At 43.8% G+C, this 14,638-nt stretch carries 13 protein-coding genes; all 13 read right to left on the minus strand.

Features of this window, described 5'->3' with window-relative positions; genetic code table 11:
* Positions 1-421: 421 nt before the first annotated feature.
* The 13 genes from ACWU4D_RS19390 to dppC all read right to left on the minus strand — a co-directional run bounded on the left by ACWU4D_RS19390 (position 422) and on the right by dppC (position 14,637).
* Positions 422-1,198, minus strand: a complete 777-nt coding sequence (locus tag ACWU4D_RS19390) for a phosphoadenylyl-sulfate reductase (RefSeq protein ID WP_456053090.1) — start codon at positions 1,196-1,198, stop codon at positions 422-424.
* Positions 1,191-2,924, minus strand: a complete 1,734-nt coding sequence (gene cysI, locus ACWU4D_RS19395; RefSeq protein WP_456053091.1) for an assimilatory sulfite reductase (NADPH) hemoprotein subunit — start codon at positions 2,922-2,924, stop codon at positions 1,191-1,193. Before cysI ends, ACWU4D_RS19390 begins: the two co-directional genes overlap by 8 nt.
* Positions 2,924-4,735, minus strand: coding sequence for an assimilatory sulfite reductase (NADPH) flavoprotein subunit (locus ACWU4D_RS19400; protein ID WP_456053092.1), 1,812 nt, complete (start codon positions 4,733-4,735; stop codon positions 2,924-2,926). Before ACWU4D_RS19400 ends, cysI begins: the two co-directional genes overlap by 1 nt.
* A 119-nt stretch (positions 4,736-4,854) precedes the next feature.
* Positions 4,855-5,091 carry a hypothetical protein gene (locus ACWU4D_RS19405; protein ID WP_456053117.1) on the minus strand — a complete coding sequence of 79 codons (237 nt, stop codon included), beginning with the start codon at positions 5,089-5,091 and terminating at the stop codon, positions 4,855-4,857.
* A gap of 111 nt (positions 5,092-5,202) precedes the next feature.
* Positions 5,203-6,123: a LysR family transcriptional regulator gene (locus tag ACWU4D_RS19410; RefSeq protein ID WP_456053093.1), complete on the minus strand. Its 921-nt coding sequence runs from the start codon at positions 6,121-6,123 to the stop codon at positions 5,203-5,205.
* Positions 6,114-7,130, minus strand: coding sequence for an ABC transporter ATP-binding protein (locus ACWU4D_RS19415; RefSeq protein ID WP_456053094.1), 1,017 nt, complete (start codon positions 7,128-7,130; stop codon positions 6,114-6,116). The genes ACWU4D_RS19410 and ACWU4D_RS19415 overlap by 10 nt, the downstream gene beginning before the upstream one ends.
* Positions 7,123-8,121: an ABC transporter ATP-binding protein gene (locus tag ACWU4D_RS19420; protein WP_456053095.1), complete on the minus strand. Its 999-nt coding sequence runs from the start codon at positions 8,119-8,121 to the stop codon at positions 7,123-7,125. The genes ACWU4D_RS19415 and ACWU4D_RS19420 overlap by 8 nt, the downstream gene beginning before the upstream one ends.
* 1 nt (position 8,122) lies before the next feature.
* Positions 8,123-9,055, minus strand: coding sequence for an ABC transporter permease (locus ACWU4D_RS19425; protein ID WP_456053096.1), 933 nt, complete (start codon positions 9,053-9,055; stop codon positions 8,123-8,125).
* A complete protein-coding gene (locus tag ACWU4D_RS19430) occupies positions 9,052-10,032 on the minus strand; it encodes an ABC transporter permease (RefSeq protein ID WP_456053097.1) in 981 nt (326 codons plus the stop codon). Before ACWU4D_RS19430 ends, ACWU4D_RS19425 begins: the two co-directional genes overlap by 4 nt.
* Before the next feature lie 35 nt (positions 10,033-10,067).
* A complete protein-coding gene (locus ACWU4D_RS19435) occupies positions 10,068-11,606 on the minus strand; it encodes an ABC transporter substrate-binding protein (RefSeq protein ID WP_456053098.1) in 1,539 nt (512 codons plus the stop codon).
* A 158-nt stretch (positions 11,607-11,764) separates the two neighbouring features.
* Complete coding sequence (locus tag ACWU4D_RS19440) at positions 11,765-12,772, minus strand: peptide ABC transporter ATP-binding protein (protein ID WP_456053099.1); 1,008 nt, start codon at positions 12,770-12,772, stop codon at positions 11,765-11,767.
* Positions 12,769-13,737, minus strand: coding sequence for a dipeptide ABC transporter ATP-binding protein (gene dppD / locus ACWU4D_RS19445; RefSeq protein WP_456053100.1), 969 nt, complete (start codon positions 13,735-13,737; stop codon positions 12,769-12,771). The genes ACWU4D_RS19440 and dppD overlap by 4 nt, the downstream gene beginning before the upstream one ends.
* A 9-nt stretch (positions 13,738-13,746) precedes the next feature.
* Complete coding sequence (dppC, locus tag ACWU4D_RS19450; protein ID WP_456053101.1) at positions 13,747-14,637, minus strand: dipeptide ABC transporter permease DppC; 891 nt, start codon at positions 14,635-14,637, stop codon at positions 13,747-13,749.
* Between the last annotated feature and the right edge of the window lies 1 nt (position 14,638).

Raw genomic sequence — 14,638 nt, forward strand, 5'->3', positions numbered from 1 at the left:
AGTTACTTCTAAGAAGTAAAATTGATTATCATCAACGAGTGCCCACACAGATTGATAGGTCTAAATTGTTAAAGAGCAACTTCTCGTGCGAGAAGTGGACGGCTATTCTAGCGAGATAATTCTTAGTGTCAAACACTTTTTAGAATTTTCTTTTTTTGCTTTCGAGCCTTGTTGATACTTGCTTCACCGCCTTGGCGGGCTGCCGTGTCAACGAGAGCGCATTATAGAGATCCGCTTCACGTTAGCAAGTGTTTTTTCATCAAAATTATAAAAAAATAACTCGTTTGGCGAAATACACAACAAAGCCTTATTTATCCCACTTTACTAAGAGCTAAACTACAACTTATCCACAGAGTTATTCTTTTACAGACAACAAAAAAGCTGCCGAAGCAGCTTTCATATTTAATATTGTAGATTTGAATTAGATACCAGAGCCATCTGTCTCATGATCATCTTCATGAAGGCCACATTCTCGTTTCAAACCAAAGAAGCGAGTTTCTTCTTCTTTCATTCCTTCTTCCCACTTACTCGTTGTATGTGTATCACCAACAGATAAGTAGCCTTGATCCCGTAATGGATGATATGGCAGGTTATGTTCTGCTAAATAGTTCTCAACGTCTTCGTTTGTCCAATCGATAACTGGAAGAAACTTAAACACACCATTTTGAATCGCAAGAATCGGAAGATTTGCTCTCGATTGTGCCTGTTCCCGACGCAGCCCAGAAAACCAAGTTTTTACACCAAGCTCTTCCAATGCCTTTTTCATCGGTACCACTTTATTAATTCGATTGTACTTATCGAGACCTTCGGCACCTTGTTCCCATAACTTTCCATAACGAGCTTCTTGCCAAGCTGGTGAATAGTCTGAACGGTATACTTTCAGATTTAAATTCAACTTTTCAGTTAACTCATCAATAAACTGGTAGGTTTCAGGGAACAGATATCCAGTATCGGTTAAGACAACAGGTACATCTTTCTTTGCTCTCGATACCAAATGAACCATCAACGCAGCTTGAATTCCAAAGCTAGAGGATACTGCATGAGTTCCTTCCAGGTTTTCAAGCCCCCATCTTACTCGCTCTTGAGCAGATAAACTTTCTAAGTAACCATTCAATTCGGCTAAGTGAAGCGATTGCTCCACCTTAGTCATTAGAAGTAACTCGGAAAGCTGCAGCTTATACAACACGCTTTCAGCCATGGAAATCTCTCTTCGATATGATTACTTCTTCGATAATTCCAACACGAATAACAAAGTCACCGAAACACTCTCCACTCTCACGCTCTTTAGCCCAACGGCCTGCTAGCTGATCGATTTCTTCAAGAATCTGTTTCTCAGTGATATTCTCTTTATACATTTTTGGAACACGAGTACCGGCTCTGTTACCGCCAAGGTGGAGGTTATAACGGCCAGGTGCTTTACCTACTAAGCCGATTTCTGCCAACATTGCTCGTCCACAACCATTTGGACACCCAGTAATACGCAGAATGATATTGTCATCTACAGCCAAACCGTTTTTCGCCAGAATGCCTTCTACATCAGTCACAAAGTTTGGAAGCATACGTTCTGCTTCAGCCATTGCTAGTGGACATGTAGGAAAAGCTACACATGCCATAGAGTTTTTACGCTGCTCACTAACACTGTCATCCATCAAACCGTGCTTACGTGCAATTGCTTCTATCACGTCTTTTTGATCTGCCGGAACGCCCGCAACAATTAAGTTTTGGTTTGCCGTCATTCGGAAATCACCTTTGTGAATTTTAGCAATTTCAGCAACACCCGTTTTTAATGGTCTGTCTGGGTAATCTAATAAGCGGCCATTTTCGATAAAGAGCGCTAAATGGAATTGCCCATCAATACCTTCAACCCAACCGATACGATCACCACGAGACGTAAATTCATAAGGACGGCTGGCTTCAAAAGTAATACCCGCTCGTGCTTCAACTTCAGCTTTAAATACATCCGTTCCAACACGATCTAATGTGTACTTAGTTTTGGCGTTTTTACGATTCGAGCGGTTACCCCAATCACGTTGTGTAGTAACAACAGCGGCTGCAACATCCAACGTCTTCTCTAGAGCAACAAAACCAAGATCATCTGCGCGGCGAGGGTACGTTGAAGTATCACCATGAGTCATGGCTAAGCCACCACCAACAAGAACATTGAATCCGATCAACTTCCCTTTTTCAGCTATCGCAATAAAGTTCAAGTCATTGGCATGAACATCCACATCATTGTGTGGTGGGATAACAACAGTGGTTTTAAATTTACGTGGTAAATAGTTACTGCCTAAAATTGGCTCTTCGTCTGTGCCTTCTACTTTCTCACCATCGAGCCAGATTTCAGCATAGGCGCGAGTCTTCGGTAATAGATGTTCACTGATTTTTTTCGCCCACTCATACGCTTCCTGATGAAGCTCAGATTCAACAGGGTTCGTCGTACAAAGTACGTTACGGTTTACATCACCCGCCGTTGCAATTGAATCAATACCGATGCTATTCAATGTCTGATGCATCAGTTTGATATTCGGCTTTAAAACACCGTGAAACTGAAATGTTTGACGCGTGGTAAGACGGATACTTCCATACATCGTGTTATCAGTTGCAAATTTATCGATCGCTAACCATTGCTCTGGTTTGATAATACCGCCTGGCATACGCGCACGTAACATAACATTATGCAGCGGCTCCAGCTTTTGCTTCGCACGTTCATTACGAATATCGCGATCATCTTGCTGGTACATACCGTGGAAACGAATTAACTGGAAGTTATCCGCCGTAAAGCCACCAGTAATACGGTCTTGTAGATCTTGTTCGATCGTCCCGCGAAGGAAATTACTTTCACGTTTTAAACGCTCATTATCAGCTAGGGGGCCTAGCACTTCGCCTAATACTTCTTGGACGTTGTTTTCAATTTTTGTGCTCATTAGTAGACATCCCTTTGATAACGTTTCGCTTTACGTAATTCATTAATAAATTCTTCTGCTTTTTCACGACTCAATTGACCTTGCTGTTCAGCAACAGAAATCAACGCGTCATGAACATCTTTTGCCATGCGGGTCGCATCACCACACACATAGACATAAGCGCCGTCTTGTAGCCATTGCCACACTTGCTCTGCATTTTCTAAAATTCGGTGCTGAACATAGACTTTCTCATGCTGGTCACGACTAAAGGCGACATCGAGTTGAGTCAATAAGCCCGATTTCAAGTATTTTTGCCATTCAACTTGATACAAGAAGTCTTGAGTGAAAGTACGGTCACCAAAGAACAGCCAGTTTTTCCCTTCTGCATCTCGATTATCACGTTCTTGAATGAAGCTACGGAACGGTGCAATACCAGTACCTGGACCAATCATGATCACTGGGGCATTATCATCTTGTGGTAGCTTGAAGTTATTATTATTTTCAATAAACACCTTCACTTCGCCGCCTTCTTCTAAGCGTTGAGCTAGGAAGCTTGACGCACCACCGAGACGAGATTGATCACCTTGTTTATATTCAACTAGACCGACCGTTAAGTGAACTTCCTCATCGACTTCACTTTGACTTGAAGCAATTGAATACAAGCGTGGTGTTAAGCGACGCAACAGGCCAACCAACTCGTCAGCCGATAGCTTGGTTTTCTTCTCAGCTAGTACATCGACAACTTGAGTCTCACCTGCGTAGCTGCGAAGCTTATCTTTATCATCCACCAACTTTTGCAGCTTTTTGCTACCAGACAATTCTGCATACTTAGTGACAAACTGCGGATTTGACGCTGTGATCTCAAACTTAGTCACTAGTGCGCTGTGAATCGATAAACTTTCACCATCTACATCCACGCTTTCAACACCAGACAGACCTACTTTCGCTAAGATTTCATTGGCTAAATCAGAACTGTTTTCATACCAAACGCCAAGCGCATCACCAGCTTGGTAAGTCAACCCTGAACCATCTAAATCAATTTCGATATGACGTACATCTTTGTCGGAATCGCGACCTGTGATTTTTTGGCTTGCTAACAACGCCGCGCTATACGGGTTTTGCTTCGTATATTGAGAATGACCCGATGCCACTGGTGCAGATGATGACACAGCAACAGCTTGTGCTGATCCTAATGACTCTTTGATTAATTCAAGAGACTGTTTACGCCATTCGGCAGCAGTCTCTTCGTAATCAACGTCACAGTCGACACGATCTAATAACGCAGTTGCACCTTGCTTAGACAAAAACGCATCAAAATCTTTACCAGTTTGGCAGAAGAACTCATAACTAGAGTCACCTAAACCAATAACGGCATATTTGAGAGAGTCCAATTTAGGTGCTTTCTTAGATTGTAAAAACTCATGCAAAGCAATCGCGTTATCAGGAGCCTCACCTTCACCATTCGTAGAAGCAACGATGACTACATGAGTCTCTTTGGCAAGGTCTTTACCTTTATAATCGCTTGCATCAAATAACTGCACAGGGATATCGAGCGCGGCAGCATCTTGCTCTAAAGCTTCGGCAACCCCTTTTGCGTTCCCAGTTTGAGACGCGTAGACAATGGTTAGCTTACCTGCTGGTTGAGCGGATACTGCAGGTGCTTGTGCCACACCCGATTGAGATTGACTTAAGCCCCAAAAATAGCCACTGACCCAAGCCAGTTGCTGAGGAGAAAGTTGAGAAACGGTTTGCTGCAGCTGATTTAGCTGACTGTCATTTACTGGGCTAGAAAGTGCTGCTAGCTCGTTTGGATTATTATTTGCTGAAGACATAGTCACGACATTCCTATTCATTGCGTGACTATAGGTTAACCATTATCTCTAATAACAAGAAAGAATAGATGAGTATGTTTTATAACTTTTTGGAAGTAAGGATATTAAAGACCATTATATTAATGGCATATTGATTCAACTCTGACTTGCTTAAAGCCGACTTCGCGCGCGCTTTGCGACGCATAATGTAGATCAGAATAATGGCAAGTTTCACCATTAGAGTGAGTCAGAACAACAAAACCTCCTTGAATATGGCGAAATTCTATAAGCCAATCACCTTGCTCTTCTAAAGGTTCTGCAATTGCTTCGACTAGCAGATTGGCGCGATACATCGTGCGTAATTCTTCTAACGTCATCATTTACCTCCAGCGATAATTCCATTTACCAACCACAAAGCCATTATGGTTAAAATTAACGCAGATGTTAATAGATTGTTTATTCGATAACGTTATTACTACACAAACAAGTTAGGTAATTAGCTTAACAGCGTTACTCCAAAGTGTTTGTAAAAGCGGATTTTGATTACTTTTTGCCTTATATAACCGAATTTGCATCGAGATAGCCCATTGGTGTTCACCTGCAACAATCAAACGAGATTGCTCCAGAGCATTACTCACCATTGTTTCTGGTAACCAACCGAGCCCAAACCCTTGTTTAACCAAAGCCGCAATGCCGACAGCGTTAAAGTCGGAGGTCACTACTTCAAGTTGAGCAATGTCGTGCTGACGTTGGAGATGGTATGTCACGGCATCGGCCAAAAATGAACCCTGTTCATAGCTAATATATGGCTGCGGGCTTTTTTTCACGCCAGGAAGTTGATAGAGCGCTTCGCCATTTTCAGATGGTAAGCAACAAGGAAGGAGCGTTTCTTGTGCCAGTACCAAATGATCAAACTCTTCGGTGGGCAATTGTTCCAAAGAGCTCATTCCCGGATGCCAAAAACAGAGCAATAGATCGCTCTCCTGACGCATCATCGAATTAATAAAATCGCTCTGTTCCCACGTACTCGATTTCATATTGACGTCAATATCGACACCAATTCGATGGCATGACGGTAAAAAGGAGTGTGGATAAAAATTTAAAAACAGCTCTTGAGTTGCAATAAGTCGCAATTGTGACTGGTTATGATCTTTAATTTCTAAACAGCGAGCTTTTGTCTCTCGGAGTTCACGCGTGATCGATTCTGCACTTTGTAAAAATAGCTCTCCTGCTGGTGTCAAAGATAGCGGTAGTGAGTTTCGATCAACCAAAGTGACTTTCATTTCTTCTTCAAGCAATTTGATTCGGCGGCTAAATGTTGGCTGAGTAACATTCTGCTCATCCGCTGCCCGCGAAAAATGTCGAGTACGAGCTAACGCGATAAAATCTTCTAACCATCTTATTTCCATAACAGCCTTCCTTCTTCGACTGCATGGCAAGCAACATGGCTGCCATCGCTGGAAACTTGGCTTTGAGGTATCTGATCATAACAGCGTTGATTCGCATACGGGCAACGACCTGCAAATGCACAACCTTTCTGTTTTTCTGTCGGAGTGGGCACTTCTCCTTTTAATTCAATCGGATTAAGTGAAAGATTATCCAATCGAGGCGTTGAGGCCAGAAGCGCCTTGGTGTAAGGATGCTTGGGCGAACGAAACAGCACCTCTCTTGGAGCGACTTCGCAAATAACGCCTAAATACATCACTGCAACACGCGTGGCAAAGTGCTCCACCACCGCCAAATCATGAGTAATAAAAAGGTATGTCAGGCCGAGATGATATTTTTTATCCATCATCAAATTAAGGACTTGAGCTTGAACCGACACATCCAGTGCAGCCAGTGGCTCATCGGCAACGATAAACTCGGGTTCGACAGACAAGGCTCGAGCCAATGAAATACGCTGACGCTGCCCGCCAGAAAATTGATGAGGGTATTTATCCTCGGCATCGCGATCTAAACCCACTGAGGCCAATAACCCTGCAATGAACTCGTCGGTTTCCTGTAAGCCAAAGCTAGGGTGATGTAATGTCACCGACTCTTTTAGCATCTGATAAACCGTCATTCTAGGGTTTAACGACGCATGTGGGCTTTGAAATACCATCTGCATTTTTTTGCGATAACCCATACGTTGCTTGTCAGATAACGTATCGATGCGCTCTCCTCGATAGAGCACTTCACCTGACGTCGGAGAGTCAAGTCCCATCAATACTCGGGCTAACGTCGACTTGCCACATCCAGTCTCTCCGACCACACAAAGACACTCACCTTTATAGACCGTCAGATCAACGCCATTTAGTGCGTGAATCTGCTCTTTATGGCGAAAGCCTACACGTTTCGCACTCAACGCATTTGACCAACTCGTACTGGTCACAAATGACTTTTCGACATTCAGAAAACGAATCAACTCTTTAGTCAATGTCATTCTCCTTAGTGTCATTTGCGTCAATCATGTCTTCCACTAAAAAGCAGGCACAACTTGAAACACCCGTATAAATAAATGACGGCTGAGAATAACTACAACGAGGCTCGGCGTATCGACAACGAGGGTGAAATGCACAACCACTTGGGCGATCTCTCAATGAGGGCATGTTTCCCTCAATTTGATTGAGCCTCTGACCGGGCGACGCCATCTGAGGCAGAGCGTTCAATAAACCTTGAGTATAAGGGTGTTGAGGATCATTGATAATCTCGAGGGTTGGCCCTTGTTCGACAATTTTTCCAGCATACATCACCAAGGTACGATCACTGATTCGAGAGACCACTCCAAAATCATGGCTGACAATAATCAACGCGACTTGCTCGCTATCGCAGATCTCTTTGAGTAACTTGAGGATTTCTGCCTGAATCGTTACATCCAGCGCTGTTGTCGGTTCATCGGCAATAATTAACTCTGGCTTCAACAACAAGACAATAGCGATAATAACGCGTTGGCGCATACCACCAGAAAGCTGATGAGGATACTGATGAAACCGTTGCTCTGGTGAAGAAATACGTACTTTTTCTAAACCTTGAATAGCCAACTTCTGCGCTTCGTGACGAGACATTTTCTGATGAGAGCGGATCGCTTCGACCATTTGCATACCAATGGTAAGAACGGGATTCAATGTCATCATCATGTCTTGAAATATCATAGCGATACGATGTCCGCGAATTTTCTGCCACTCCTTAATCGATAATCCAGTCAGTTCGCGACGATCAAACCGAATTGAACCCGAAGAAATGTATCCGGGTTTGGTCAGAAGGTTCACAATTGAATACCCAAGGAGTGATTTCCCTGCACCGGATTCGCCGACAATCGCCACTTTTTCACCGGCTGAAATAGAAAAAGAGATATCGTGTAATGCGTGTAAATCGCCACCACGGTGACGAAATTTCACATTAAGGTTGTCCACAGAAAGCAGTGCCATATTAACTCAACTCCCCTTTTTGTGGATTAAGGTGGTCACGGAACCAATCACCAAGCAAGTTCATAACAAAAATCAGCACAATTAACGTTACGCTTGGAAACGCACATATCCACCATGCGCCGGAAAACAAATAAGCAAAACCAGAAGAAATCAAAGCACCAAGCGACGGCTGAGACGGTGGCATTCCTAATCCAAGAAAAGAAAGAGCCGCTTCCGCCACAATGGCATTTGCTATTTGGATCGTCACTAAATCGAACAATGATGAAATTGCATTGGGCATAATATGGCGAAACATAATACGCGTATTACTGACCCCAAGAATTCGAGCAGCATCGACATACTCTTTCTCTTTTTCTGCAAGCACACAGGCTCGAATTGTTCGTGCAAAAATAGGCCACTCTGCAATGCCAATCACCACAATTAACATTAACATGGCTAATTGCTGGTAAGCGACACTCCCAAACATCGCTTGAAACAGTGCCAAAACAACAATCGCCACCATCATTGTTGAAAAAGAGAGTTGAATATCGGCACAGCGCATTAGAAAGGTGTCTAAGCGCCCCCCAATATAACCCGACAACAAGCCAATACAGATACCGAGTATTAATTGGATTGCCACGGCACAGATACCTATGGTGAGTGACAGTCGAGTGCCATGAAGAATAACCGTAAGAAGGTCGCGCCCTTGCGTATCTGTTCCGAGTAAGAAACGCGCATCGCCACTTAGCCAATATGGGGCGATCTCGGCATTCATCAAATCCATAAATTGATTTGAATGTACATTGTAAGGCGAGAGCAATGGCGCAAGAAGTGCCACTAAACAGTAGAAGAAAAAAATCCCTGAGGCGAATAATGCCAGCTTGTCGCCGCGAAGTGCGTACCACATGTGACGTAAACGATTCGGTTCAATGTGAGGAGCATAGCGGCCAGTCATATGCCATACCCTGAAATTCTAACTCGCGGATTCACCATGATATAAATTAAATCCACCAACGTATTGATCAACACAAAACCACAACCAACCATAATTAAATAAGCCGAAAGCAAAGGCGTATCGACTCGGGTAACCGCCTCCATAAATAAACGTCCTAGACCCGGCCATTGAAAAATCGTTTCCGTAAGAAGCGTATAAGCGACCACGGTTCCCACCTGAATACCACCCACAGTAATGACGGGTAACATGGTATTTTTAAGGGCATGAATAAAGTAAATTCGAGAAGAAGATATCCCTTTAGACCAGGCAAACCGAATGTAATCACTTTGAAGAACTTCTAACATTTCGGCGCGAATCAAACGTACGAAAATAGGCGTTAACACAAACGCTAATGAAGCACTGGGCATAATCAGATGCAACAGCCCATCTTGAGTGAGAAGTCCCGTTCTCCAAAAACCGAAAATGAGCGTAGTTTCTCCTCGACCGAAACTCGGCAATAGGCGCCACTCGATCGCAAAAAAGTACACCAAGAAAATACCGAAAATAAAAACTGGAACCGAAAGGCCAAGAGTACTCACAAATAGAGTCACACGTGCCACAATATGGCGAGGGTGAATTGCAGCAATCACCCCAAATGGAATGGAAATAAGAGCAACCAAAATTAGGCCGCATAAGGTTAATTCTAATGTCGCGGGTAGCTTGCTAAAAATCACCTCAAGAGTCGGTTGTTTGTAGTAATACGAAGTCCCCAGATCGCCTTGAACCGCCCTTAGCAAGAATTGACCATATTGCACCAATAATGGTTGGTTGAGGCCGAGCTCTTCTCGAATTTGCTCTCTTTCGAGCAGTGACACGCTTTGTCCAACCATCTGTTGTACAGGGTCGCCCAAATACGTTTGAATAACAAACCCCACCAAGGTAATGGCAAGGAGTACCAAACTTGCTTGTAGCAATCGGCGCAGAATAAACGAAAGCATTAGTACGTCACACCCGCGTTTGCTCGTATCATCATTTACGGTTCCTGTACCACTAGATCACCAAAATAAGGGTTATTTTGAATATTCAAAACATCCGGCAAATTTAGCTCTTTCTTACTTGCCCAAATTCGATTCTGCCAATGCAATGGGATGATGGCGACATCATTCATGACTTGCTCCTCGATCGCTTGCATCACAGCTTGGCGTTTTTCTAGGTTCATCGTCTGGTTTGCTTGTGTAATCAACTGATCAACCACTGGGTTACAGTAGCCACTCGCATTATAAACCCCCAACCCGGAACCAATATTGCGACAAGCAACTGTAAACTCAAAAATATTATTGGAATCTTGAGTATCCGATTGCCAACCTAACATCATTACATCCGCGGCTCGCTGATCGTATAGTTGGAAATACTGAGCCTTGGGCATGGTTTTAAAATCAACACGAATGTTAATTTTCTCCAACATCGCAACGACTGCTTGAGCAATCTGCTCGTCACTCATGTAACGATTGTTTGGCGCCATCATACTCAAATTGAATCCTTCTGAGTATCCCGCTTCCTTCATCAATTGCTTAGCCTGCTCAATATCATATTTAGGCTCAAGATTCGGAATATGCCCTAGAAAAAACGACGCACTAAGCTGTCCGGCTTCTTTTCCATACCCTCTGAGAACCTTATTAACGATTAAAGCCTGATTGATCGCCAAACTCATTGCGCGCCGAACACGGAGATCGCTCAACTCAGGGCGGCGCTCTTGGTTAAGCTGCAACATAATAATTCGAGTGCCCGGTAAATTGACCAACTGAACATCACGTAACTCGTTCACTCTAGGGATATCAATCGACGCGATTGGTGAAATAATATCGACATCTCCAGTGAGCAACGCCGCCAAACGGGTTGAATCTGAACGAATCGGAAGTAACTCAAGGGTATCGACATTGCCCTTCGTTTCCGTATCCCAATAATTTGGGTTTCGCTGAAAAACAATCTTTTCACCGGGCACTCTCTCCATAACGACGAAAGGTCCTGTGCCCGATTCATTGTTTGATGCAAAAGAGTGACCAAATTTAACAATAGAATCTCGACCATCGTAATAGTCAGAATCAATGGCAAAAACATAAGCCAAGATATTTAGTAACAAAGGAAATGGGTAGCGAGTGTGAATAATGATGGTGTGATCATCCACCACCTCACTATGACTAATCACATTGAATAACGCTTTAAAGTCAGTTGAACGTTTTAATCGCTCAAGAGTATAGGCGACATCATTTGCCGTGAAGGTATTTCCTGAATGAAAAACAACATTTTTCCGCAACGATAATTGCAAAGAAGTGTCACTAAGCACCTGCCAAGACGTGGCCAACCGAGGTTCAAAAGTACCATCTTGTTGCCAACGCACTAAAGAATCGAATACGGTATGCGAATAGAGTAATGCGCCTTCAGAAAGTTGCTCATGAGGATCAAGAGACACAGGTTCGGAGTCTAGCGCGACTTTAATGGTCGTCGCTTGACTCCACGAACTTAGGGTTGTGAGCCAGATTAATCCAATAAATATTAATTTATGCCGTAGCATCGTTCCATCCTTGAAACTGTATCTATATTGGCTTACTGCATGTAAACCATTCGGTGATCATTACTGTCGTTTCAAAGCATACTACGACTGATCCTCTAAATCGCATTAATTTGGTTGAACTGAATCGAAAAACCCTTTCTCGCTCTCACTTCAGGCTATTAGGCAACATCAGTAACCTGTTCTGACAAACGCTCTTCCACCACGGCATGACAAGCAACCAGATGACCACTTTGCTCCATTGTTAATGAAGGGGTTTCATTACGACAACGATTATTCGCAAATTGGCAACGTCCATGAAATGCACAACCACTTGGCGGATTTAAAGGTGATGGCAATTCTCCTTGCAGTTTTATGCGTACGCGCCGTTTTTCTGGAGAGAGCTGTGGCGTACTCGACAGAAGCGCCTGTGTATAAGGATGCTTAGGAGAGGCAAAAATCTGTTCACTCGGCCCTTGCTCAACAACTTTTCCCAAATACATCACCATCACATCATCGGCGATATGCTCAACAACGGAAAGATCATGAGAGATAAACACGTAACTCAACCCAAACTCTTGTTGAAGATCCATCATTAAATTCAATACTTGAGCTTGGACTGACACATCCAAAGCGGACACTGGCTCATCTGCCACAATGATTTCCGGATCAAGCATTAGACCACGTGCGATGGCAATTCGCTGGCGTTGACCACCAGAAAACATATGTGGGTAACGATCGTAGTGCTCTGGTTTTAAACCAACCTTTTCCATCATTTCCGTCGCTTTAGCTTTGCGTTCCGCTTTACTCATTGCACTGTTAATCACGAGAGGCTCTTCCAAAATCGCGCCTATCTTCTTACGCGGATTAAGCGACCCATATGGGTTTTGAAAGATAATCTGAATCTTTTGACGAAGCAATTTCTGTTTTTCACTGGAAAGCGCAAGTAAATCATCGTCATGAAAATTTAAACGACCTGAGGTGGGTGTTTCGATCATCGTTAGCATTCGTCCCAACGTTGACTTTCCACACCCCGACTCTCCCACCACGGCGAGAGTTTTGCCCTTTTCAAGCTCAAAGCTAATGCCGTCTACCGCTTTCACAACCGCGTCCGGTTTAAACATCCCCTGTTTGACTTGATAGTGCTGTTTAAGGTTAGCGGCTTTTAAAATTAATGGTTGTTGACTCATGCCGTCGCTCTCCCTTCACTGTTCAATGGAGTATGACATTTTACTTGGCGCTCAATTGGCCCTTGATTGCTTGGAGCTTCGGTATGACACCGTTCCGTTGCGTAACGACAACGTGGACTCAACAGACACCCTTTTGGCCTATCGAATAATCCCGGTACGACACCCGGCAATGCTTCCAAGCGCGCTTTTCCCGCTGAAGATTCAGGCAAAGATGCAAGCAAAGCCTGAGTATATGGATGTTTCGGGGTCGCAAACACTTCACTTGCAGGCCCCGATTCAACCACTTGCCCGGCGTACATCACAATCACACGATGTGCCACTTCTGCAACCAAAGCAAGATCATGAGTAATTAAAACCAGTCCCATTTTCTCTTTGCGCTGTAACTCTATCAGTAAATCAATAATCTGAGCTTGAATGGTCACATCGAGTGCAGTTGTCGGTTCATCGGCAATCAATAAACGAGGGTTACATGCAATCGCCATGGCAATCATTACACGCTGGCTCATTCCACCAGACAATTGATGCGGATAGTTTTTTAAGCGAGATTCAGGTGCCGGAATACCCACTTGATTCAATAGCTCAATCGCGCGTGCTTTTAACTCTTTTTTACTGCCACCTTGGTGAGTTTTTAACGCTTCGATAATTTGGTAGCCCACGGTAAAGCATGGGTTTAAGCTGGTCATAGGATCTTGGAAAATCATTGCGATATCAGAGCCTGTTAGCTGGCGTCGCTTTGCCTCCGACATCGACAGTAAATCTTCACCATTAAAACTTAACTGGTTCGCACTGACTTCTCCGGGATAATCGATCAACCCCATTATGGAAAGGGAGCTAACACTTTTCCCCGATCCTGACTCTCCGACAATCCCAAGAACTTCGCCTTCCTCTACTTGATAACTAATGTTGTCGACGGCTTTAAATTGAGCAAACGTCACAGATAGATTTTCTAATTTTAACAATGCCATATCGACCTCTTACTGCTTCAACTTCGGATCAAGCGCATCGCGCAATCCATCGCCCATTAAGTTAAACGCCAAAACCGTCAACAAAATCATCAAACCTGGGAACGTAACAACCCACCAAGCGCGCTGAACAAATTGCAATGCGTCTGCCAACATACTGCCCCACTCTGGTGTCGGTGGTTGAGCACCTAACCCGAGAAAGCCAAGTGCAGCCATATCCAAAATGGCAGAAGAGAACCCTAACGTTGCTTGTACGATCAAAGGTGCAAGACAATTTGGCAAGATACAGACAAACATTAAACGGAACGAACTTGCGCCCAAAACTCGAGAAGAAGTCACATAATCGCGTGACATTTCTGCCATTGTCGCTGCTCGTGTTAAACGAACATAGTGTGGTAAAGAGACCACCGAAATTGCTAATGCGGCATTGACGATACTTGGTCCTAATACAGCAACAATCGCGATGGCTAATAGCAAACTAGGCATCGCCAACATGATATCGACGATCCGCATAATGATGGTATCGATCATGCCTTTGTAGTACCCAGCAATCAGCCCCATTAAAATTCCAAAAAATAACGAAGCCGTTACCGCGACCATACCGACCGAGAGTGACAAACGCGCCCCGTAAATAAGACGAGAAAGAATATCGCGACCAACATCATCGGTGCCTAAAATATAAGACCAATTTCCACCATCCAACCAAGCAGGAGGCAGCAGCAGTGCGTCCCGAACTTGATCAGAAGGCGAATGTGGCGCTACTACATTGGCAAAAATGGCCATTAAACAAATTAAGATAATAAACCCGAGGCCAATAACGGCACCCGTGTTGCCACTAAAATAGAACCAAAACTCTTGTAATGGCGTTCTAGGCTGTGGCGCTTTAATAGTTTCAGTTGTCATT

It is taken from the genome of Vibrio phycocola, from assembly GCF_053850235.1.

Coding starts and splice junctions, on each gene's coding strand:
- ACWU4D_RS19400 (WP_456053092.1), bottom strand. CDS start 4,735: ATGTCTTCAGCAAATAATAATCCAAACGAGCTAGCAGCACTTTCTAGC.
- ACWU4D_RS19425 (WP_456053096.1), bottom strand. CDS start 9,055: ATGACTGGCCGCTATGCTCCTCACATTGAACCGAATCGTTTACGTCAC.
- ACWU4D_RS19440 (WP_456053099.1), bottom strand. CDS start 12,772: ATGAGTCAACAACCATTAATTTTAAAAGCCGCTAACCTTAAACAGCAC.
- ACWU4D_RS19435 (WP_456053098.1), bottom strand. CDS start 11,606: ATGCTACGGCATAAATTAATATTTATTGGATTAATCTGGCTCACAACC.
- ACWU4D_RS19410 (WP_456053093.1), bottom strand. CDS start 6,123: ATGGAAATAAGATGGTTAGAAGATTTTATCGCGTTAGCTCGTACTCGA.
- ACWU4D_RS19405 (WP_456053117.1), bottom strand. CDS start 5,091: ATGACGTTAGAAGAATTACGCACGATGTATCGCGCCAATCTGCTAGTC.
- ACWU4D_RS19420 (WP_456053095.1), bottom strand. CDS start 8,121: ATGGCACTGCTTTCTGTGGACAACCTTAATGTGAAATTTCGTCACCGT.
- dppD (WP_456053100.1), bottom strand. CDS start 13,737: ATGGCATTGTTAAAATTAGAAAATCTATCTGTGACGTTTGCTCAATTT.
- ACWU4D_RS19430 (WP_456053097.1), bottom strand. CDS start 10,032: ATGCTTTCGTTTATTCTGCGCCGATTGCTACAAGCAAGTTTGGTACTC.
- cysI (WP_456053091.1), bottom strand. CDS start 2,924: ATGAGCACAAAAATTGAAAACAACGTCCAAGAAGTATTAGGCGAAGTG.
- dppC (WP_456053101.1), bottom strand. CDS start 14,637: ATGACAACTGAAACTATTAAAGCGCCACAGCCTAGAACGCCATTACAA.
- ACWU4D_RS19390 (WP_456053090.1), bottom strand. CDS start 1,198: ATGGCTGAAAGCGTGTTGTATAAGCTGCAGCTTTCCGAGTTACTTCTA.